The organism is Pseudomonas sp. NY15435, from assembly GCF_048068295.1.
In the GTDB taxonomy this organism is placed as follows: domain Bacteria; phylum Pseudomonadota; class Gammaproteobacteria; order Pseudomonadales; family Pseudomonadaceae; genus Pseudomonas.
This window is the reverse complement of record NZ_JBLUQA010000006.1, coordinates 145,489-165,437: the sequence shown is the minus strand read 5'-3', so window position 1 is coordinate 165,437 and position 19,949 is coordinate 145,489. Positions and strand designations below refer to the sequence as shown.

Here is a 19,949-nt window from a genome sequence, read left to right as displayed (position 1 = left end):
CAAGCTCGCTCCTACAAGAGCAAAGCTGCGGCGACATGTTCTGTAGGAGCGGACTCTGTCCGCGATGGGTTCGAATCACGCTGGAAGTCATCGCGGACGAAGTCCGCTCCTACGCCAATCCTCGGAACCTCGAGCAGGCCGTCAGCCCTTCAGGCTCTTGAGCGGATAAATGTCATACCGGCTGGACTTGCCTTCCAGGCTGTATCTGGGCTTTGTGCCCTCGATGATCGGCGCCTTGCGCGGGCGCTTGACCACCACGCGGTGGCTGGCCAGCTTCAGTGCGGCCTCTAGCAGCGCCGGGGCGTCCAGGTCGTCGCCCACCAGCGGACGGAACAAGCGCATTTCCTTCTTCACCAATGCGCTCTTGTCGCGGTGCGGGAACATCGGGTCGAGGTAGATAACCTGCGGCGCTTCCCCCTCCCAGGCGGCCATGCGCTCGATGGCATTGCCCTGCAGCAGGCGCATGCGCGCAACAATGGCGCCCACCTCGAAATCCCCCGCCGCACGGGCCAGGCCGTCCTCCAGCAGCGCGGCGATGATCGGCTGGCGCTCGGTCAGATCCATCTGGCAGCCCAGGGTCGCCAGCACGAAGGCGTCCTTGCCCAGGCCGGCAGTGGCGTCCAGCACATGCGGGCGTACGCCCTGCTGGACGCCCACAGCCTTGGCGATCATCTGCCCGGTGCCGCCGCCGAACTGGCGGCGATGTGCGGTGGCACCCTCGAGGAAGTCCACGCGAACCGGACCGGGAGAGTCGGGGCCCAGTTGCAACAGTTGCAGACCTTCATCGCCCAGTTGCAGGGAAAAGTCCGCATCGCCCTCGCCCAGCGGCAGACCGAGCCGCTGCGCCCACTGCTCGGCAGCAGCCTGCCAGGCAGGAGCCAGTGCCTGGACGACGATGCGCGGCGGGGTGAGGACTTCAGTCATGGTGGGGCGATCCTGGAAAAAACCGCGATTCTACCGCAGCACGCCCTCGGCGGGCTCAACGGCAGACCTGCCAACCGCCCAGGTCGAGGTGGAAATGGTCGCGATGCGCGCGGTTATAGTCCGGCCCGAGCACGCCGTCGAAGTTGTGGCAGGCGCCGTCGCGCACCGCACGCAGGAAGCGCGCCGCATCGCCCTCCCCGCTCCAGTCCTTCGCCACCACGATGCGCCGGCCGTCAGCGAGGCGGAAGGCCGCGATGTCCAGCGCATTGGCGGTAGCGTGCTGGCTGCGCCGGGCATCGGCGCGCCCATAGATATTGCGGCAGGCGAAGCTGCCCAGGTGCTCCACGCCTGTCACCGGGTGGCCGTAGATTTCCCGCGCGGCGGGTTGCAGGGAATGGCGCTCGAACAGCGCAAAACTCACCGCCAACGGGCAACTGGCGAGGAAACTGCTGCTCAGCTTCACCTCGGCGGCCTGCACCTGCCATACGTGCTGCAGCGGACAGCCGGCCACCGGTTCGCTGTCCGCCATGGGCTGCGCCTTGAGCCCGGAGGTTTGCAGCGCCAGCCGGCAAAGCTGCACATCGTCACGCAGGCGCCAGAGCTTGTAGCGAGTCAGCAGGTTCGGCTCATCGCGCACGTCCAGCGGTGCCCAGGGGTTCCAGCGACCGGGCAGGGTCACCCATTGCTGCTGAACCGCCAGCACGAAGCCGGCGCACGCGAGGACCGACCCGAGCAGCCACCAGCGCAAGCGTCAGCCTCGGAACAACCCGTTGATACGATCGAACGGCATGGCACCATGCATGGGGGTCAGGTCGCCCTTGGCCAATGCCTCGGAAGCGCTGAAGAACGCCCCGTACGCCGCCCGCGCCAACGTCGAGCCGACACTGACGCGTTTCACGCCCAGCTCCGCCAGTTCTCCCAGGCTCAATTGCACGGCGGGTGAACCCACCAGCACATTGACCGGTCGCGGCGCCACGGCGCTGACCACCGCGGCAATTTCCTCGCGGGTCTTCAGGCCCGGCGCATAGAGCACATCGGCGCCAGCTTCGGCGAAGGCCACCAGGCGGCGGATGGTGTCGTCCAGGTCGACGCGACCGTGCAGGAAGTTCTCCGCCCGCGCCGCCAGGGTGAAAGTGAACGGCAGCGCACGGGCGGCCTGCACCGCGGCAGCAACGCGCTCGACCGCCAGCTCCAGCGGGTAGATCGGCGTATCCGGGCGACCGGTGGCGTCTTCGATGGAGCCGCCGACCAAGCCGCAGGCGGCGGCCAGGCGAATAGTCTCGACGCAGTCTTCTGGAGTATCGCCGTAGCCGTTCTCCAGATCGGCGGCGACCGGCAGCGGCGTGGCTTCAACTATCTCGCGCGCATTAGCCAAGGCCTCGTCGCGGCTTACCGCGCCTTCGGCGTCACGTCGGCCGAGGGCAAAGGCCAGTCCGGCGCTGGTGGTGGCCAGCGCTTCGAAGCCCAGGTGGGCAAGCATCTTCGCCGAGCCGGCATCCCAGGGGTTGGGCAGGACGAACACGCCGTCGCGCTGGTGCAGCGCGCGGAAGGCTTCGCCGCGTTGCTGTTGAGTGCTTTTGTGCTGGGAAGACATGGCTATCTCCTTGCCGAGCGGGGAAGGAGCAGGTTAGCCCCGTCACCCGCCGGGCGCCATGCACAGTTGCGAGCTCAGAGCAGGCCTAGCTGCTCCACCTCGGGCTTATGCTCGAACAGCGGCGGCAGCCCCGGCAGGCGTTCGCGCAACAGGGCGTGGAAGCGCTGCGCCTGTTCGGCGGCGCGGTGGTTGTCCGGGGTGTGGAGAAAGACATAGGGCGTCAGGCCCTGCTCGATCCATTCCGCGACCTTGCCGATCCAGGGCGTGAGGTGCACGAGATTGGCGTCCAGATCCGGCCCGCCGATGAAGCGTACCTGCGGGCTGGTGCTGAAGGCCGCCGGACGAACCGGCACCTTGGGTTTCTTCGACTGGGCATGCAGCACCGCCGGATCGTCGGACTGCACGGCGAACAGCGCTCGCGAATCCAGGCAGATGCGCTCGACGCCGCGCTCCAGCAGCAGGCGGTTCAATGCCCGCTCCTCCTCGCCCTTGGCGAAGAAGGCCGGGTGGCGAACTTCCACCGCAATACGTCGCTCGGCAAATGCGTCCAGCCAGGCAGCCAGCTCGTCCAGGCGATCGGGGCCGAAGCTGGCGGACACTTGCAACCACAGCGGCGCAACGCGCGCACCAAGCGGCGCCAGCAGGTCGAGGAAGTCCCGGGTGTTCTCCAACTGGCCGCGCAGGTCGCCTTCATGACTGATGTCGCGGGGCAGCTTGGCGCAGAAGCGGAATGTCTCCGGCATGGTCTTCGCCCAACGCGCGACGGTGTCGGCACTGGGACGGGCATAGAAGGTCGTATTGCCTTCCACTGCGTTGAACACCTGGGAGTAGAAACCCAGGGTATCGGCGGGGCGCAGGTCAGCAGGATAGAAAGTGCCGCGCCAGGCCGGCTCGTTCCACGAAGGGCAGCCGAGGAAATACGGCAACTGCATCAGGCGTAGAGGTCGAGACCGAGGACTTCCTGGCCTTCGTACTGGCCGGCCATGCTGGCGGTGCTGGTGTAACTGGCGAGCGCCTGGGCCGCGCGGGAGGTCAGCGGGCGCTGGTAGTCGAGGTTGTCGCGCAGTGTCGCCGGCACGTTGTAGCTGCTGGCGCTGGAGGACTCCACACGGCGGGTGCTGGCCTGGGAGTCGAACCCCTGGCTGGCCGAGGTCGGTGCGGGCTGCTCGCGGCGGGTCTCGACGTCACGCTGCACTTCCCGATACGGAGTGACCGCAGTGCCCGTTTGGGAACCGCGCTCCGGTGTCTGGGAAATGGAAGTGAAGCCGTCGATACGCATGAAGAAAGCTCGTGGGGAATGCACTCACTCTAGCGAGCGGGCGCGACTGCGGTCAATTGGCACAGGTCAGGCTTTCTTCGGCGTCGCCACGTTGTCGCGCAGGTAGACCGGCTGGGCACGTTCTGCGTCAACCGATTCACCGCGGGCCCAGGCGAATTCGGCCAGGGTCAGCAGGTCTTCGGCGTGCGGCAGCAGGCTGGCGTCATGGGCGGCGACTTTCACCGCCAGGCGCTCCTCGAACCCCCAGCCGGTGCCGGAGCCGAACCAATCGCCCTGAGCATCACGCGGCAGCTCGACACGCTCGGGCGGCAACACTGCTTCAGCGCCAGCCAGGCGCATCTCGCCCTGATCCAGGCGGTAGCAACCCCAGTACACCTCATCCATGCGCGCGTCGATGGCCGCGGCCACCTGGCTCGCGCCGTGCTCGCGATAAGCACGCTGGGCCAGCACCGCCAGATCGGAGATCGGCAGCACCGGCTTCTGCAGCGCAAAGGCCAGGCCCTGCACCACGCCGATGGCGATACGCACACCGGTGAAGGCGCCGGGGCCGCGACCGAAGGCGATGGCGTCGATGGCGGATAGCGCGATGCCGGCCTCGCCGAGGATGTCCTGCACCATGGGCAGCAGGCGCTGGGCGTGCAGGCGCGGGATCACCTCGTGGCGTACGAACCGACGGCCGTCATGCAGCAGGGCGACGGAACAGGCTTCGGTCGAGGTATCCAGGGCCAGCAGCGTGGGCATGGTGTTTTCCATAGGACGTTAAGGACAGGACAAAAAACGGGCGGGCATTATAAACGCCAAAGGCCCGCGTGTGCGGGCCTTTGGCTGTTGCGGCGATGGATCAGCTCAGAGCGCCGAGCACCTTGGAGGTGATCTGCTCGACCGAACCGACACCCTCGACGCGGGTGTACTTCGGCGTGCCTTCGGCAGCGGCCAGCTTCTGGTAGAAGTCGACCAGCGGCTTGGTCTGCGAGTGGTAGACCGACAGGCGGTGACGCACGGTGGCTTCCTTGTCGTCTTCGCGCTGGATCAGGTCTTCGCCGGTCTCGTCGTCCTTGCCTTCCACCTTCGGCGGATTGTGCTCGATGTGGTAGACGCGGCCCGAGGCGGCGTGAACGCGGCGACCGGCGATGCGGCCGACGATTTCCTCGTCGTCCACGGCGATCTCGACCACGTGGTCGATGGAAACGCCCGCTTCCTTCATGGCCTCGGCCTGGGGAATGGTGCGCGGGAAGCCGTCGAACAGGAAGCCCTTGGCGCAGTCGGGCTGAGCGATACGCTCTTTCACCAGGTTGATGATCAGGTCATCGGAGACCAGGCCGCCGGCGTCCATCACGCTCTTGGCCTGCAGGCCGAGTTCGGTGCCAGCCTTGACCGCTGCACGCAGCATGTCGCCGGTGGAAATCTGCGGAATGCCAAACTTCTCAGTGATGAAGCGAGCCTGGGTACCTTTGCCGGCACCGGGCGCCCCGAGCAGAATCACACGCATCGATATGCTCCTTAATACTTGTTAAGCGAAATCACGGATCCGCCTCGTGGGGCCAATCTCATCGTGCTGGAATGGCGCAGACATGCGCCGAAAGGTTGCTCACGATACACAGCGGTCCCCTGCCAGACAAGCCGGCCATGGGGACTGCGCACGCCGATCCCGGGCGTTTCATGGTGCCCGGAACAGCCACCAAATTAATCTCATTTGCCGGCTCGGCAATTCACCTTTGGTGGGGGGGTGATGGGCCCTCAACCGGTATTGCGCAGCCCCGCCGCGATTCCCGCCACCGTCACCAGCATCGCCTGCTCCAGACCGCCGCAGGCATCGCCCGTGCAGCGCCGCGAGCGCGCCAGGAGCTCGGCCTGAAGCAGATGCAGCGGATCAAGGTAGGTATTGCGTACGCCGATGGATTCGCGGGTCTCGGCCGCGTGAGCGAGCAGTTGGGACTGGCCGGTCAGACCCAGCACTACGCGCACCGACTGCGACAATAGGTCGCGTAAATGCGCACCTAATGGTCGCAGTTCCGATTGCACCAGTCGCTCGTCGTAGAGTTGGGCGATTTCCCGGTCGGCCTTGGCCAGCACCATCTCCAGCATGTCGATGCGCGTGGTGAAGAACGGCCAATCCTTGCGCATGCGTGACAGCAGCGAGCCTTCGCCGCGTTCGATGGCCTTGAACAGGGCGTCCTCCCAGCCCAGCCAGGCCGGCAGCATCAGCCGCGTCTGGGTCCAGGCGAAGATCCAGGGGATCGCCCGCAGGCTTTCCACCCCTCCCTCTCGGCGTTTGGCCGGGCGACTGCCCAGTGGCAGGCGGCCCAGCTCCTGCTCGGGCGTGGCCTCGCGGAAATAGTCGACGAACTGCGGGTTCTCCCGCACCACCGCGCGATAGGCGAGCACACCGTCGGCGGCCAGGCGGTCCATCTCCTCGCGCCAGGCCGGCTCGGGCACCGGCGGTGGCTGCAGGGTCGCCTCCAGCACGGCGGCCAGGTAAAGGTTGAGATTCTGCTCGGCGATGTCCGGCAGGCCGAACTTGAAGCGGATCATCTCGCCCTGCTCGGTGGTGCGGAAACGCCCGGCCACCGAGCCCGGCGGCTGCGAGAGGATCGCCGCATGGGCCGGGCCGCCACCACGGCCGACGGTGCCGCCACGACCATGGAACAGCAGCAGCTCGACGCCACGATTGCGGCAGATGTCCACCAGCTGCTCTTGGGCTCGGTACTGCGCCCAGGCGGCGGCCAGGGTGCCGGCATCCTTGGCCGAGTCGGAGTAGCCGATCATCACTTCCTGCGGCCCGGCCAGGCGGGTGCGGTAGCTGTCCAGGCTGAGCAGTCGGTCGATGCACGGGCCGGCGTTGTCCAGGTCGTCCAGCGTCTCGAACAGCGGGACGACGCGCATCGGCCGCTCCAGCCCGCACTCCTTGAGCAGCAATTGCACGGCGAGCACATCGGACGGGTGCCCGGCCATGGAGATGACATAGGAACCCAGCGATGCCGCAGGTGCCTGCGCCACCACGCGACAGGTGGCAAGGACTTCGGCGGTCTCGGGCGAGGCCTGGTAGTTTGCCGGCAGCAGCGGGCGGCGGCTGGCCAGCTCTTCCAGGAGGAACTCCTGGCGCACGCTTTCATCCCAGTCGGCGTAGTTGCCCAGGCCCAGGTACTCGGTGATCTCGCTCATCGCCTTGGCATGGCGCGTGGAGTCCTGGCGCACGTCCAGCCGCGCCAGGAACAGCCCGAATGTGGCAGCGCGACGCAGGGTATCGAGCAGGTCGCCATCGGCGATCACGCCCATGCCGCACTCCTGCAGCGAGCGGAAGCAGAGTTGCAGGGGTTCGAGCAGCTCGCGGTTGTCCTGCAGCACGTCCGCACCCGGCTCTTCGCCGGTATGGATGGCGCGCTCGGCCCAGGCGCGGGTGGCGCGCAGGCGCTCGCGCAATTGCTTGAGCAGCGCGCGATAGGGCTCCGCATGGTCGCCCACTTCGGCGCGCAGCTCATCACTGGCCTGTTGCATGGAGAGCTCGGCGGCCAGGCTGTCGACATCGCGCAGGTAGAGATCTGCCGCCATCCAGCGCGCCAGCAGCAGGACTTCGCGGGTGATGGCGGCGGTGACATTGGGGTTGCCGTCACGGTCGCCGCCCATCCAGGAGGCGAAGCGGATCGGCGCCGCCTCCAGCGGCAGGCGCTCGCCGAGGGTTTCCTGCAAGGTGCGGTCGACGTGGCGGAGGAAGTCCGGCAGCGCGTGCCAGAGGGAATGCTCGATCACCGCGAAGCCCCATTTCGCCTCGTCCACCGGGGTCGGCCGGGTGCGGCGGATCTCGTCGGTGTGCCAGGCCTCGGCGATCAGGCGCTGGAGTTTTTCCTGCACCGCCTGGCGCTCCTCGGGCAACAGGTCGGAGTGGTCTCCAGCGGCCAGTTGAGCAGCGATGGCGTCGTATTTCTGGATCAGCGTGCGGCGCGCCACTTCCGTCGGGTGAGCGGTAAGCACCAGCTCGATCTCCAGCTCTGCCACCTGCCGCGCCAGGCCCTCGGCGCTCAGGCCGGACTTGCGCAGACGGCCCAGCAGCTCGGCCAGCACGCGATTCTCGAAGGGTTCCGGCTCCTTGGGCGTACGGCGGCGGATGCGGTGGTACTGCTCGGCGATATTGGCCAGATTGAGAAACTGGTTGAAGGCGCGCGCCACCGGCAGCAGTTCGTCCTCGCCCAGGCCGTCGAGGGTCGCGGTGAGCTGCTTGGCGCCCTCGGCGGAGCCGCGCCGGGCAGCCTTGGCGCCAGTTCGGATCAGCTCGATCTTGTCGAGGAAGCCCTGCCCATACTGGGCGCGGATGGTCTGCCCGAGCAGCTCGCCGAGCAGGTGAACGTCCTCGCGCAGGCGCGCGTCGATATCCGGCATCACAGTCTCCTGGATAGAGAGCCCTAGTCTGAGAGTCCCTCATTGAAAAGGCGTCGCTTGGCTTCACAGTGCCGCCGGCCGGGCCGGCAGGCAAGCGCTCGACGAACGCCCGCAATCCTGCTCGGACAACGTCTAGGCTGAAAGTTATCCCCATCGACGGGAAAACCTGCGGCGACCTCACGAGGGTCGACCGCCACGTAACGACCCTAGAGGTGAACATGAAAATCCGCGAGCTGGTACGCCATTGGGAAAAGAACGCCAGGGGGCGCATGACCAACCACCAGTACAGCATTCCGCTGGACGTCGAGACCGCCGCGCGTCTGGCGGCCCTGCATGACATGTACCCCAAGCGCAGCGCCGAGGATCTGCTGGGGGAGCTGGTCAGTGCGGCCCTGGAGGAGCTGGAGGCGAGCTTCCCCTATGTGCAGGGGAACAAGGTGGTCGCCCATGATGAACAGGGTGACCCGATCTACGAGGACACCGGCCCGACGCCGCGCTTCCTGGCGCTGTCGCGCAAGTACCTGCACGAGCTGACGGAGGCCGAGCATTCCTGAATGAAAACGCCCCGGCTCAGCCGGGGCGTTTTCATTGCCTGTAGGAGCGAGCTTGCTCGCGAACAGACTCACCAGCCGCTCCAGCGTTAGGCGGGTTCGCGAGCAAGCTCGCTCCTACGAAGAGCAGACGTCGCGGAACTCGATCTTCAATGCCGCCCATGGACACCGGGAACGTGCAGGTGCCCCGCCTCGGCGCAGGCCTCCGGAATCACCGAAGGCTCCGCCGGCTGCTCCAGCTCGCGCAGGATGCCGCAATCCTCGCTGCTGCCCTCCCCCTGGCACTGCGCACGCAGGTCGCGCAGTTGCTGGCTGAGGGATTGCAGCTCGGCGATGCGTACCTCGACATGGTGCAGGTGCTCGTCGATCAACCGGTTGGCGGTGCCGCAGTCGGATTCGGGGCGGTCGCGCAGGCCGAGGAGGATGCGGATTTCTTCCTGGGTCATGTCCAGCGAACGGCAATGGCGAATGAAGGACAGCTGCTCGACATGGCTGGCGTCGTACTGCCGGTAGTTGCCCTCGCTGCGCGATGGCGCCGGCAGCAGGCCTTCGCGCTCGTAGTAGCGGATGGTTTCCACCGGACAGCCGGTCAGTTTCGCCAGTTCACCGATCTTCATGTGCGACTCCTCGCCAACAGACGCTTGACTCTGTAGTTGCTACAGGGTGTGCAATCAGCAGCAACTCGTCAAACAGGAACGGACGACATGACTGCCAATCGCCAGGGCCCGATCATCCACGGCCCCGCCCCAATTCAGGAGCAGCACCGCGAACACGAAGCCGCCGGCTGCTGCGGCTGCGACAAAGGCACGCTGTTGCGCGCCCCGGCTGCCGAACCTGCACCGCACTCGCACGACCATGGCCATGCCCACGATCACGATCACGATCACGATCACGATCACGGCGAGGATCACGGCGCGCGAGCCGAAAACGCTGCCACTGCTGCAGCCGGATCGGCCAGCGGCGAACTGCGCTGGACCAGCCTGCGCATCGAAGCCATGGACTGCCCCACCGAGGAACGCCTGCTGCGCGATGCGCTGGGCCGCGTGTCCGCCGTGGAAGACCTGGACTTCAACCTGATGCAGCGCCTGCTGCGCGTACAACATCGTTTCGACAGCATCGAGCCGCTGCAGAAGCTGGTCGCCTCCCTTGGCATGCAGGCCGAGCCGCTGGACGAAAACGCCCCCGCTTCCACACAGCCCGCCCAGCAGAAGCCTTGGTGGCCGCTGGCGCTGGCCGGTGTCGCCGCAGCAGGCGCGGAGTTCTTCGAATGGTTCGCCATCGGCCCGCATTGGCTGGTGGCGGCGCTGGCCATCGCCGCGATCCTTGGCGCCGGCCCGCCGACCTACCGCAAGGGCTGGATCGCCCTGAAGAACCGCAACCTCAACATCAACGCTCTGATGAGCATCGCCGTCACCGGCGCCATGCTGATCGGCCAGTGGCCGGAAGCAGCGATGGTGGCAGTGCTGTTCGCCATCGCCGAACTGATCGAGGCCAAGTCGCTGGACCGAGCACGCAACGCCATTCGCGGCCTGCTGCAACTGGCCCCGGAACAGGCCACGGTGCAGGTCGACGGACAGTGGCAGGAAGTCTCCGCCAAGTCCGTCGCCCTCGGCGCACGGGTGCGGGTACGTCCCGGCGAGCGCATTGCGCTGGACGGCGAGGTGCTCGATGGTCGCTCCAGCGTCAACCAGGCGCCCATTACTGGCGAGAGCCTGCCGGTAGAGAAGCAGGCCGGCGATACCCTGTTCGCCGGCACCATCAACGGCGAAAGCGCGCTGGAATACCGCGTCACCCGTGTGGCCGACGACAGCACCCTGGCGCGCATCATCCACGCCGTGGAAGAGGCCCAGGGCTCGCGCGCACCGACCCAGCGCTTCGTCGACCAGTTCTCGCGCATCTACACACCGGCGGTGTTCCTCATCGCCATCGCCACTGCACTGCTGCCGCCGCTGTTCTTCGGTGGCGCCTGGCTGGACTGGGTCTACCGCGCCTTGGTGCTGCTGGTGATCGCCTGCCCGTGTGCGCTGGTGATTTCCACTCCGGTGACCATCGTCAGCGGCCTCTCGGCAGCGGCGCGAATGGGCATCCTGATAAAGGGCGGCGTGTTCCTGGAAATGGGCCGCGCGCTGGAATGGATCGCCCTGGACAAGACCGGCACCCTCACCGAAGGCCGCCCCCGCCAGACCGATTTCACCGCCCTGCGGGAAACCGCCGCCGGCGATGTGCGCGCCCTGGCTGCCAGCCTCGCCGCGCGCTCGGATCACCCGGTATCCCAGGCCGTGGCCCAGGCCGCCGAGGCGGACAACATCGCGCTCTACAGCGTCGGTGAGCTGACCGCCCTGCCCGGCCGCGGCGTGAAAGGCGAGATCAACGGCCGCGTCTACCACCTGGGCAACCATCGCCTGGTGGAGGAGTTGGAACTGTGCTCGAAGGAGCTGGAGGCCCGTCTCGACGCCCTCGAGCAACAGGGCAAGACAGTCATCGTGCTGCTCGATGTCGAGGGCCCGCTGGCGCTGTTCGCGGTGGCCGACGGGGTCAAGCAGACCAGCCGCGAAGCCGTCGCCCAACTCCATGAACTGGGCGTGAAGACGCTGATGCTGACCGGCGACAACCCGCACACCGCCAACGCCATAGGCGCCCAGGTGGGCATCGACGAGGCGTTGGGCAACCTGCTGCCCGAAGACAAGCTGCGCGAAGTGAAGCAGCGCCAGGAAGGCGGCAAGCGCGTCGGCATGGTCGGCGACGGCATCAACGATGCCCCGGCCCTGGCCCGGGCCGATATCGGCTTCGCCATGGGCGCGGCGGGTACCGACACGGCCATCGAAACCGCCGGCGTCGCGCTGATGGATGACGACCTGCGCAAGCTGCCGTCGTTCATTCGACTCTCGCGCCAGACCCACCGCGTGTTGATCCAGAACATCACCCTGGCGCTGGGCATCAAGGCGGTGTTCCTGGCTCTCACTTTGGCCGGCGAAGGCACCCTGTGGATGGCGGTCTTCGCCGACATGGGCGCCAGCCTGCTGGTGGTGTTCAACGGCCTGCGGTTGCTGCGTCATCGCGGCTGATTCCCGCTGATCGTCGCCAATGCCCGCCAATACGGCGGGCATTTTTTTTGAACCCCCTGACGAAACCCTTAGTCCCCTAATCAGATGCCCAGGAAAGCGCCAATGCGCACGACAGGCATCTGCCGGCACTCGAAACGCCGAGGGAACCCCTTACCAAACGTCAGAGGATTCACCCAATGGAACTGAAATCTCAGAGCGCTCGAACCGTCCCGACCGTCTCCACCCGCGCATCGCTGCGCCTCGGTCTGCTCGCCCTTGGCAGCGCCGTGCTGCTGGCTGGCTGCGCTGGCAACCCGCCCAGCGAACAGATGGCCGTCACCGAATCGGCGGTGAACGCCGCCGTGAGCTCCGGCGGCCCGGAATACGCCCCGGTGGAGACCAAGAACGCCCAGGACAAACTCGCTCAGGCGCGCATCGCCCTGAACGACAAGGAATACGACCAGGCCAAGCGCCTGGCCCAGCAGGCCGAATGGGACGCCCGCGTGGCCGAACGCAAGTCGCAGGCCGTGAAGGCGCAGAACAACGTCAAGGACGCCCAGCAGGGCGTGATGGAGTTGCGTCAGGAAGGCCTGCAGCAGGCCCAGTGATCCCGCCCCTACGTCCGGTCATATAAGGAATTTCGACATGAACAAGCTCATCGTACTGCCCGCCATCTCCACCCTTGCGCTGGCCCTGGCCGCATGTTCCACCCCGCCCAACGCCAACCTGGAGAAGGCCCGTGGCGACTTCCAGGCCCTGCAGGCCGAACCGCAGGCCACCCAGCAGGCCGCGCTGGAAACCAAGGATGCCGGCGACTGGCTGGCCAAGACCGACAAGGCCTACCGCGACGGCGCCGACCAGAAGGAGGTCGACCAACTGGCCTACCTGACCCAGCAACGCATCGAGCTGGCCAACCAGACGGTGGCCCTGCGCAACGCTGAGGACCAGATGAAGAACACCTCGGCCCAGCGCGCCCAGGCCCGGCTGGATGCTCGCACCGCGCAGCTCAACAAGCTCAAGGGCGAGCTGAACGCCAAACAGACCTCGCGCGGGACCATGGTGTCGTTCGGTGACGTGCTGTTCGATCTCGACCGCGCCGAGCTGAAGCCCGGCGCCATGAGCAATGTGCAGAATCTCGCTGGCTACCTGCAGCAGAATCCGGAACGCAAGGTCATCGTCGAGGGCTACACCGACAGCAGCGGCTCCTCCTCCTACAACCAGGGGCTGTCCGAGCGTCGCGCCGACGCCATCCGCCTGGCGCTGCTGAGCCAGGGCGTGACCCCGGACCGCGTCGTCGCTCGTGGCTACGGCAAGGAGTACCCGGTGTCGAGCAATACCACCGCCGCCGGGCGCGCGATGAACCGCCGCGTCGAGGTCACCATTTCCAATGACGCCAACCCGGTGCAGCCCCGCTCGTCGGTGAGCTCGACTTACTGACCGGCCTGTGACAGCTCGCTCCTGCGGGGCTGATTTTCGTAGGAGCGAGCTTGCTCGCGAACATGGTACGAACAAACCTCCCTCACCCTGCCCTGAAGGGACAGGGCTGGGGCGAGGGGATGACACGACTAGGAGGCGGCGCGGGTTCGCGAGCAAGCTCGCTCCTACAAGGAGCCGTGGGACCGCTCAGCCCAGCAGGCGTCGATAGAGCTCGGCCATCTCCGCCGAGAAAGGCACCAGCACCAACTCCCGCAGTGAACTTCCCTCGCGACGCGGACGACGCAGTTCGTCCACGGCAACCTGCGCTGCCGCTTCGGCGGGATAGCCGTAGATGCCGGTGCTGATGGCGGGAAAGGCGACGCTGGCGAGGCCCCTGTCCTCGGCCAGTTGCAGGCTGTTGCGGTAGCACTGGGCGAGCAGCTCAGGCTCGCCGTGCTCACCGCCGCGCCAGACCGGCCCGACGGTGTGGATGACAAAGCGCGCCGGCAGGCGGAAGCCGGGGGTGATCTTCGCCTGGCCGGTCTTGCAGCCACCCAGCGGGCGGCAGGCGTGGACCAGGTCCGGGCCGGCGGCACGGTGGATGGCGCCGTCCACGCCACCACCGCCCAACAGTGAACTGTTGGCGGCGTTGACGATGGCATCGACGTCGAGACGGGTGATATCGCCCTGCCAGACGCGGATCTCGGGATGGCTCATGTTGCTTGCTCCCTTGGCCTGCGACGACGGGCTCGCCGTCACTTGACCTCTTGCGGGGTCTGCTCACCCATGCAGCGCACGGCGCGCTTGCGGCCGTCGACCAGCACGCCGGTCAGGCCCTTCTGGCTCATGTCGAACATCACCAGCACGCCATCGATGCACTGCGCCTGCTGGTCGGCCGGGTCCAGGGACAGCTTGGTGTCCTGGCCGGGGATGCTTTTCAGCATGGTGAACTGGCTCAGTTCCAGCGCGTCCTCGGGCTTGGCGAAGTGCAGGTAGCCGTAGTACCAGAGCGTACCGACCGAGACAAAGATGGTGGCAATGACGGTGAGGATATAGGAGATCGGGTTGCGGTCGTTCATGGGGTGCCTTGTTGTTTCGGGTCCGCCTGCGATTCCTGTGGCTTCGCCGGAGAGGGATAGTTCGGGACTTCAGCCAGGCGACGCAAACCGGTGAAGTGCTGCGGATCGTCAAGGAAACGCAGCATCACTTCGCGCCACACGGGTTCGCCGAAGGTTTCCACGTGGTTGCCGCGCGTCAGCTGGAAGACTTTCGGCGGCTGCTTGGCCTTGTAGAGGCTCAGGCCGTTGTCCAGGGGCACAATGGTATCGTCGATGCTGTGGAAGAGCAGCACGGGTGCGCCAGAAAGTCGCGGCATGGAACGGATGGCGCTGTCGCCGTCGGGCACCAGCCAGGACAGCGGCACCTGCAACGGCCAGGTCAGCCAACTGGTGGAAAGGGTGTATTGCGCCACGTCGCGGTAGCTGGCTGGAACGCCGTCGAGCACCACCGCATGCAACATTTTCTGCCGCTCCGGATGCAGGCCCAAGTAGTGCACGGCCATGGCACCGCCCAGGCTTTGCCCGAGCAGGATCACCGGTTTGCCTTGCGCTTCCGGTGCCTTGTCCAGCCAGGCGAAAGCAGCATCGATGTCCTGGTAGATGGCGGGCAGGCTCGGTTCACCCTCGGACTTGCCGTAGCCACGGTAATCCACCATCAGCACCTGATAGCCCTGCTCCGGCAGCCAGTACGCCCCGCCCAGGTGCCAGGCCATGTTGCCGCCGTTGCCATGCAGGTGCAGCACGGTGCCCTTCACCGGCACGCCCGCTTTTGCCGGCAGCCACCAACCGGCGAGCTTCACGCCGTCGGCGGTGGTCAGGGTGACGTCGCGGTAGTCGAGCTTGGCCCGCGCGGGCGTGATGGCGACGTCGTCGCTGGGGTAGAACAGCAGGGAGCTGCAGCCGCCGAGTGTGAAAAGCAGCGTGAAGGCGGCGGCCTTGATACAGCGATTCAGCATGAGGTCGTCCTTGCAGGTAACCACCCGGTAGGAGCGAGCTTGCTCGCGAGCCTGCCCAGCGACGGAGTCTTTGGCGAGATGTTCGCGAGCAAGCTCGCTCCTACAAAAAACCGGGCCGGCAGTCAGAGGATATTGGCGTAATCCGCCTCGATGCGGTCGAGGCTGAGATGATTGAGGAAGTTGGAGAAGCACATCCACGCCGACAGCGCATTGAGGTCACGGAATTGCGGTGGCAGGTACTTGGGCGGCACCACCAGGCCCTCGTCCACCAATTGGCGCAGGGTACGCATGTCTTCCAGGGTGGCCTTGCCGCAGAACAGCAGCGGAATCTGCTCCAGCTTGCCCTTGCGCACCGCGAGCTGGATGTAGTTGTAGATCAGGATGAAACCCTTGAGGTACGAGAGGTCCTTGGTGAAGGGCAAACCATTGGGCGTCGAGCCACGGAACACCCGGCTGGCGTTCTGGTAGCTGCTCTCCACGCTGTAGTTCTGCTCGCGGTAGAAGTGGAACACCTCGAGGAAATCCGCGCCCTCTTCCGCCATGTGGATGGCGCGGGTGCGGTTGGTCAGCTTGCGCAGGCGCGTCGGGTAGGAGGCAAAGGCAATCACTTCCATCAGGATCGCCAAGCCTTCCTGGGTCACCGTGGAGGACGGCGGCCCCTTGGCGAGGAAGGTGCAGATCGGCTGGTTGAGGCCGTTGAGCGTGGTGCCGACGTGCACCAGGCCCTCATGGACCTCCAGCGCGCGCACGTCGCGCTCGTTGAACATCGCGTCCGCGCGCACCTTGATGTAGTCGGCGCCGGCCGCGGCGTCGGCGACGATGCCGTCGGACTCGAAGACGCGGATGGTGTCTTCCTTGCCGTCGAATACCTTGTTCAGGCGCTCCTGCAGCATCTTCACCGCGTCACTGGCGGTGAGCGTCTTGGGTTCGTCCTTGAGGTCGCCACGGTCGGCGATGTTGTTCAGGTAGTCCGAAAGCATCAGGCCCAGGTCGGCCAGGGTCGGGTCGCCGGCGTGGAAGGCGTCGGAGGCCGAGCCATAGAGTTCCTGGGAAATCAGCCCGAAGTCCTGGGTACCACGCGCTTCGAGCATGCGGATGACCATGCGGTACTCCTTGCACATGCGCCGCATGATCTGCCCCACCGGGTTGAACTGCCCAAGATGACGGGTGATGTCGCGCTCGATGTTCTGGAATTCCTGCTTCTTCGCGCTGCTGTCGAAGGACAGCGGTCGGCCGTCGTAGTAGGCGCGGTCGACCTTGGGCGCGTGCTTGCCGCGGCCCTTGAGGAAATCGTCGCGGATGCCGTCGTCCCATTTGATGGCGTCGAGCACGCGGATCGGCGTCTGCGCCTCGACGATGCGGTCGGACAGGCCGCGGATGATCTGCTGGTATTCGCTGGGCGTAGACTTCTTGCGCCGTGGGGTCATGGCTTTTCTCCCGGAGTCACGCGCGAAAAGCGCAGCGCTTCGACGAACACATCGGAATTGGCAGGATCGTTCAGGTACTTGATCACATCAGCCAGCGGGCTCGTCACCAGGGCGCCGGCGCCTTGTTCGGTGTCGACCTTCTCGCCCTTGAGCGCGCCTTCCTTCATGTCCTGCAGGATGTGCTCGACATCCAGGTTATAGATCACCAGTTCGTCCTTGTCGGTGATCTCGAAGCCGGCCAGGGCGAAGTTGCCGCCCATGCTTTTCGGCAGCCCGGCGGAGAGGTACCAGCGCTTGCCGTGGTGAGCGACGGTGAAGCCGAAGTCCTCGACGCTGTCGGTGTTGTCCTTGCTGTCGACATAGCTGAGGGCGCGGTAAAGATTGGAGCCGGAGCGGGTGACTTCGAGGAACTGCTCTTCACCGTACTCGTCCACACGCGACCACTGGCCCAGCAGGTGAGCCGGCGCGGGCTCATTGGCCGGAATCGGGTCCTTGAACGTCACCAGACAGCCACTGAGCAGGCAGATGCTCAACAGCAGCAGTGCACGCCAGACTTTCATCACGCCCTCCTTAGGTCCGGATGCCTTTGCATGTGATGCGCACAGGCGTCCGCAGTTCCGACACGAAAACCCCGCCGGATGGCGGGGTTGGAATGCAGCAGCTGGAGCTACAGGCCCATCACCAGGTCGAGATAGCGGCTAAGGATGGCACGCATTTCCTCGATCTGCAGGTGGTCGGCGCCGTCCAGCAGGCCCTGATACTCCATCTGCAGGATGATGGCCGTCAACACCCGGGCATCCTGCTCGGGCTGTCTGGAGCCGAGCACTTCGAAGAAATGCACCACGCCCAGGGAGAGAATGCGCCGGTGGCGCTGCGCCAATTCGCTGAGGCTGGGGTTGAGCAGCGCTTCCTGGCGGAAGGCCTGTTCGGCCAGCAGGTGCTCGCGGCGCTCGGTGAGCTGGACCTGCACGTACTTGATTGCCAGCTCGACGATATTCGCCGTCAGCTCGCGGCGCGCCTGCGGGTCGTCCTGGGCGAGGCCGGCGGCCATGGCCTGGAGATCGCCCTCGACGCTGCTCCAGAAGGTCGACAGGGCTTCGGCGCTGCGTTCGACGAAGAGCGCAAAGGTGTCGGTGATGAGGTCCTGGATGTCCTTGAAGTAATAGGTGGTGGCCGACAACGGCACACCAGCCTCGGCGGCCACGGCACGGTGGCGCACGGCGCGGACGCCATCGCGCACGATGATCCGCAGGGCGGCGTCGAGGATCGCCTGGCGACGCTGCTCGCTGCCCTGGCGGCTGGCCTTGCGGCCCTGGTATTTGACACTTTCTGCGATGGCGCTGGCGACTTGCGCTGCGCTGTCTCGCGGGGACACTTGGGTCACTGGCATTACCTCCGGCGGCGCGGCCTGATGGCGCATTGTTCGAGCTTTTCGGTGGGAAAACAATTGCCGCCGTGCTGCTGCGACACCGGCGCATGAAACGAACCGCGAGGCAGAGCAGGCGGCTGGGAATCAGGCCTGGGAGTGAGACGTGCCACAGGCACGCCGAGCCACGGTGCGCGGGTGCACTTCGTCGGATGGTATACCGCCCAAATCCCACGTCCCTGTAGGAGCGAGCTTGCTCGCGAACGGGCTCACCGGAAGCACCTGAGTGGATCAGTTCGCGAGCAAGCTCGCTCCTACAAAAGCTGTCCGCGGCCCAAACGAGAAAGGCCGCCCGAAGGCGGCCTTTTTCCCAGTTCCGACGCTTACGCCTGCGGGCGCATGTGCGGGAACAGGATGACGTCGCGGATCGACGGCGAGTTGGTCAGCAGCATCACCAGGCGGTCGATACCGATGCCTTCACCGGCGGTGGGCGGCATGCCGTACTCCAGCGCGTTGACGAAGTCGGCGTCGAAGTGCATCGCCTCGTCGTCGCCGGCGTCCTTCTCCTTCACCTGCAGCATGAAGCGCTCGGCCTGGTCTTCGGCGTCGTTCAGCTCGGAGTAGGCGTTGGCGATCTCGCGGCCACCGATGAACAGCTCGAAGCGGTCGGTGACGCTCGGGTCGTTGTCGTTGCGGCGGGCCAGCGGGGACACTTCGAACGGGTACTGGGTGATGAAGTGCGGCTGCTCCAGCTTGTGCTCGACCAGCTCTTCGAAAATCATCACCTGCAGCTTGCCCAGCCCTTCGTGGCCGAGGACCTTGGCGCCGGCTTTCTTGGCGATGGCGCGGGCCTTCTCGATGTCGGTCAGGTCAGCCGCGGTGAGTTCCGGGTTGTATTTCAGGATGGCGTCGAACACGGACAGACGGGCAAACGGCTCGCCGAAGTGGAAGACCTTGTCACCGTAGGGCACGTCGGTGCTGCCGAGCACGGCCTGGGCCAGCTCGCGGAACAGCTCCTCGGTCAGGTCCATGTTGTCTTCGTAGTCGGCGTAGGCCTGGTAGAACTCGAGCATGGTGAACTCGGGGTTGTGCCGGGTCGAAACGCCTTCGTTACGGAAGTTGCGGTTGATCTCGAAGACCTTCTCGAAGCCACCGACCACCAGGCGCTTGAGGTACAGCTCCGGAGCGATACGCAGGAACATGGCCATGTCCAGTGCGTTGTGGTGGGTTTCGAAAGGCTTGGCCGCCGCGCCGCCGGGGATGGTCTGCAGCATCGGGGTTTCCACTTCGAGGAAGCCGCGATCGGACAGGAAACGACGGATGTGGGCGATAACCTGGGAACGCACGCGGAAGGTGTGGCGGGTTTCCTCGTTGACGATCAGGTCGACGTAGCGCTGGCGATAGCGCTGCTCGGTGTCGGTCAGGCCGTGGTGCTTGTCCGGCAGCGGGCGCAGCGACTTGGTCAGCAGGCGCACGTTGGTCATTTCGACGTACAGGTCGCCTTTGCCGGAACGAGCCAGGGTGCCTTCGGCGCCGATGATGTCGCCCAGGTCCCAGGTCTTGATCTCGGCCAGGGTTTCTTCCGGCAGGGTCTTGCGGTTCACGTAGACCTGCAGGCGGCCGCTGCTGTCCTGCAGGACGATGAACGAGCCGCGGTTGAGCATGATGCGACCAGCGACCTTGACCGGGATGGCGGCTGCTTCCAGCTCTTCCTTGGTCGCGGTCTCGTACTGTTTCTGCAGGTCAGCGAAGTAGTTCTCGCGGCGGAAGTCATTGGGGAAGGCAATGGCCTTGGCTTCACGCACGGCGGCAAGCTTTTCCTTGCGCTGGGCGATCAGCTTGTTTTCTTCCTGTTGCAGTTCGGTCTGGTCGAGTTGTTGGTCGCTCATGGTCGTCTATCTGCCTGGCGTCTAAATCAAATTGGGGGATACGTATAGGAGCGAGCTTGCTCGCGAAGCTC

20 protein-coding genes are annotated in these 19,949 nt (G+C 65.8%); 4 read left to right on the top strand and 16 right to left on the bottom strand.

Annotated features, from left to right (window positions below):
• Positions 1 to 141: 141 nt before the first annotated feature.
• From ACNFH5_RS16155 to ppc, 8 genes are all read right to left on the bottom strand, one after another.
• Positions 142 to 924: a class I SAM-dependent methyltransferase gene (locus ACNFH5_RS16155; protein ID WP_416747585.1), complete on the bottom strand. Its 783-nt coding sequence runs from the start codon at positions 922 to 924 to the stop codon at positions 142 to 144.
• Positions 925 to 979: 55 nt separating this feature from the next.
• Complete coding sequence (locus ACNFH5_RS16150) at positions 980 to 1,672, bottom strand: extensin family protein (RefSeq protein WP_416747583.1); 693 nt, start codon at positions 1,670 to 1,672, stop codon at positions 980 to 982.
• Positions 1,673 to 1,675: 3 nt separating this feature from the next.
• Positions 1,676 to 2,518 (bottom strand): isocitrate lyase/PEP mutase family protein, encoded by an 843-nt coding sequence (locus tag ACNFH5_RS16145; RefSeq protein ID WP_416747581.1) that lies wholly within the window; start codon positions 2,516 to 2,518, stop codon positions 1,676 to 1,678.
• 74 nt (positions 2,519 to 2,592) lie between these two features.
• Positions 2,593 to 3,453, bottom strand: coding sequence for a DUF72 domain-containing protein (locus tag ACNFH5_RS16140; protein ID WP_416748078.1), 861 nt, complete (start codon positions 3,451 to 3,453; stop codon positions 2,593 to 2,595).
• A complete protein-coding gene (locus tag ACNFH5_RS16135) occupies positions 3,450 to 3,797 on the bottom strand; it encodes a hypothetical protein (RefSeq protein WP_416747579.1) in 348 nt (115 codons plus the stop codon). The genes ACNFH5_RS16140 and ACNFH5_RS16135 overlap by 4 nt, the downstream gene beginning before the upstream one ends.
• 66 nt (positions 3,798 to 3,863) lie before the next feature.
• Positions 3,864 to 4,538, bottom strand: coding sequence for a tRNA (adenosine(37)-N6)-threonylcarbamoyltransferase complex dimerization subunit type 1 TsaB (gene tsaB / locus ACNFH5_RS16130; protein WP_416747577.1), 675 nt, complete (start codon positions 4,536 to 4,538; stop codon positions 3,864 to 3,866).
• A gap of 100 nt (positions 4,539 to 4,638) precedes the next feature.
• Positions 4,639 to 5,286, bottom strand: coding sequence for an adenylate kinase (gene adk, locus ACNFH5_RS16125; RefSeq protein WP_416747575.1), 648 nt, complete (start codon positions 5,284 to 5,286; stop codon positions 4,639 to 4,641).
• 248 nt (positions 5,287 to 5,534) lie between these two features.
• A complete protein-coding gene (ppc, locus tag ACNFH5_RS16120) occupies positions 5,535 to 8,171 on the bottom strand; it encodes a phosphoenolpyruvate carboxylase (RefSeq protein WP_416747573.1) in 2,637 nt (878 codons plus the stop codon).
• 218 nt (positions 8,172 to 8,389) lie between these two features.
• Here ppc and ACNFH5_RS16115 point away from each other — a divergent pair, with 218 nt between their 5' ends.
• Complete coding sequence (locus ACNFH5_RS16115) at positions 8,390 to 8,725, top strand: pilin assembly protein (protein WP_416747571.1); 336 nt, start codon at positions 8,390 to 8,392, stop codon at positions 8,723 to 8,725.
• A 146-nt stretch (positions 8,726 to 8,871) separates the two neighbouring features.
• On the opposite strand, the gene cadR is transcribed toward ACNFH5_RS16115, so the two are convergent.
• On the bottom strand, positions 8,872 to 9,339 hold the full coding sequence (cadR, locus tag ACNFH5_RS16110) for a Cd(II)/Pb(II)-responsive transcriptional regulator (protein WP_416747570.1): 468 nt from the start codon (positions 9,337 to 9,339) through the stop codon (positions 8,872 to 8,874).
• Positions 9,340 to 9,426: 87 nt separating this feature from the next.
• Here cadR and ACNFH5_RS16105 point away from each other — a divergent pair, with 87 nt between their 5' ends.
• The 3 genes from ACNFH5_RS16105 to ACNFH5_RS16095 all read left to right on the top strand — a co-directional run bounded on the left by ACNFH5_RS16105 (position 9,427) and on the right by ACNFH5_RS16095 (position 13,203).
• Positions 9,427 to 11,787, top strand: coding sequence for a heavy metal translocating P-type ATPase (locus ACNFH5_RS16105; protein ID WP_416747568.1), 2,361 nt, complete (start codon positions 9,427 to 9,429; stop codon positions 11,785 to 11,787).
• A gap of 176 nt (positions 11,788 to 11,963) precedes the next feature.
• Complete coding sequence (locus ACNFH5_RS16100) at positions 11,964 to 12,374, top strand: DUF4398 domain-containing protein (RefSeq protein ID WP_416747566.1); 411 nt, start codon at positions 11,964 to 11,966, stop codon at positions 12,372 to 12,374.
• A 37-nt stretch (positions 12,375 to 12,411) separates the two neighbouring features.
• Complete coding sequence (locus ACNFH5_RS16095; protein ID WP_416747564.1) at positions 12,412 to 13,203, top strand: OmpA family protein; 792 nt, start codon at positions 12,412 to 12,414, stop codon at positions 13,201 to 13,203.
• Between the two features lie 186 nt (positions 13,204 to 13,389).
• On the opposite strand, the gene ACNFH5_RS16090 is transcribed toward ACNFH5_RS16095, so the two are convergent.
• The 7 genes from ACNFH5_RS16090 to lysS form a co-directional block, all read right to left on the bottom strand.
• Positions 13,390 to 13,899: an O-acetyl-ADP-ribose deacetylase gene (locus tag ACNFH5_RS16090; protein WP_416747562.1), complete on the bottom strand. Its 510-nt coding sequence runs from the start codon at positions 13,897 to 13,899 to the stop codon at positions 13,390 to 13,392.
• Between the two features lie 38 nt (positions 13,900 to 13,937).
• A complete protein-coding gene (locus ACNFH5_RS16085) occupies positions 13,938 to 14,261 on the bottom strand; it encodes a hypothetical protein (RefSeq protein WP_416747560.1) in 324 nt (107 codons plus the stop codon).
• Positions 14,258 to 15,196 (bottom strand): alpha/beta hydrolase, encoded by a 939-nt coding sequence (locus ACNFH5_RS16080; RefSeq protein WP_416747558.1) that lies wholly within the window; start codon positions 15,194 to 15,196, stop codon positions 14,258 to 14,260. Before ACNFH5_RS16080 ends, ACNFH5_RS16085 begins: the two co-directional genes overlap by 4 nt.
• A gap of 122 nt (positions 15,197 to 15,318) precedes the next feature.
• Positions 15,319 to 16,623: a flavohemoglobin expression-modulating QEGLA motif protein gene (locus tag ACNFH5_RS16075; protein WP_416747556.1), complete on the bottom strand. Its 1,305-nt coding sequence runs from the start codon at positions 16,621 to 16,623 to the stop codon at positions 15,319 to 15,321.
• Positions 16,620 to 17,183: a hypothetical protein gene (locus ACNFH5_RS16070; RefSeq protein ID WP_416747554.1), complete on the bottom strand. Its 564-nt coding sequence runs from the start codon at positions 17,181 to 17,183 to the stop codon at positions 16,620 to 16,622. The genes ACNFH5_RS16075 and ACNFH5_RS16070 overlap by 4 nt, the downstream gene beginning before the upstream one ends.
• 107 nt (positions 17,184 to 17,290) lie before the next feature.
• On the bottom strand, positions 17,291 to 18,007 hold the full coding sequence (locus ACNFH5_RS16065; RefSeq protein ID WP_017521121.1) for a TetR/AcrR family transcriptional regulator: 717 nt from the start codon (positions 18,005 to 18,007) through the stop codon (positions 17,291 to 17,293).
• A 365-nt stretch (positions 18,008 to 18,372) separates the two neighbouring features.
• The gene (lysS, locus tag ACNFH5_RS16060; protein ID WP_416747552.1) at positions 18,373 to 19,878 is read right to left on the bottom strand and encodes a lysine--tRNA ligase; all 1,506 of its coding nucleotides are present in this window, start codon (positions 19,876 to 19,878) and stop codon (positions 18,373 to 18,375) included.
• Between the last annotated feature and the right edge of the window lie 71 nt (positions 19,879 to 19,949).

Bases quoted from the DNA above. Each gene is read 5' to 3' on its own strand.
- ACNFH5_RS16155 (WP_416747585.1), bottom strand. From the start codon at position 924: ATGACTGAAGTCCTCACCCCGCCGCGCATCGTCGTCCAGGCACTGGCT.
- ACNFH5_RS16145 (WP_416747581.1), bottom strand. From the start codon at position 2,518: ATGTCTTCCCAGCACAAAAGCACTCAACAGCAACGCGGCGAAGCCTTC.
- ACNFH5_RS16135 (WP_416747579.1), bottom strand. From the start codon at position 3,797: ATGCGTATCGACGGCTTCACTTCCATTTCCCAGACACCGGAGCGCGGT.
- tsaB (WP_416747577.1), bottom strand. From the start codon at position 4,538: ATGCCCACGCTGCTGGCCCTGGATACCTCGACCGAAGCCTGTTCCGTC.
- adk (WP_416747575.1), bottom strand. From the start codon at position 5,286: ATGCGTGTGATTCTGCTCGGGGCGCCCGGTGCCGGCAAAGGTACCCAG.
- ppc (WP_416747573.1), bottom strand. From the start codon at position 8,171: ATGCCGGATATCGACGCGCGCCTGCGCGAGGACGTTCACCTGCTCGGC.
- ACNFH5_RS16115 (WP_416747571.1), top strand. From the start codon at position 8,390: ATGAAAATCCGCGAGCTGGTACGCCATTGGGAAAAGAACGCCAGGGGG.
- cadR (WP_416747570.1), bottom strand. From the start codon at position 9,339: ATGAAGATCGGTGAACTGGCGAAACTGACCGGCTGTCCGGTGGAAACC.
- ACNFH5_RS16105 (WP_416747568.1), top strand. From the start codon at position 9,427: ATGACTGCCAATCGCCAGGGCCCGATCATCCACGGCCCCGCCCCAATT.
- ACNFH5_RS16100 (WP_416747566.1), top strand. From the start codon at position 11,964: ATGGAACTGAAATCTCAGAGCGCTCGAACCGTCCCGACCGTCTCCACC.
- ACNFH5_RS16095 (WP_416747564.1), top strand. From the start codon at position 12,412: ATGAACAAGCTCATCGTACTGCCCGCCATCTCCACCCTTGCGCTGGCC.
- ACNFH5_RS16090 (WP_416747562.1), bottom strand. From the start codon at position 13,899: ATGAGCCATCCCGAGATCCGCGTCTGGCAGGGCGATATCACCCGTCTC.
- ACNFH5_RS16085 (WP_416747560.1), bottom strand. From the start codon at position 14,261: ATGAACGACCGCAACCCGATCTCCTATATCCTCACCGTCATTGCCACC.
- ACNFH5_RS16080 (WP_416747558.1), bottom strand. From the start codon at position 15,196: ATGCTGAATCGCTGTATCAAGGCCGCCGCCTTCACGCTGCTTTTCACA.
- ACNFH5_RS16075 (WP_416747556.1), bottom strand. From the start codon at position 16,623: ATGACCCCACGGCGCAAGAAGTCTACGCCCAGCGAATACCAGCAGATC.
- ACNFH5_RS16070 (WP_416747554.1), bottom strand. From the start codon at position 17,183: ATGAAAGTCTGGCGTGCACTGCTGCTGTTGAGCATCTGCCTGCTCAGT.
- lysS (WP_416747552.1), bottom strand. From the start codon at position 19,878: ATGAGCGACCAACAACTCGACCAGACCGAACTGCAACAGGAAGAAAAC.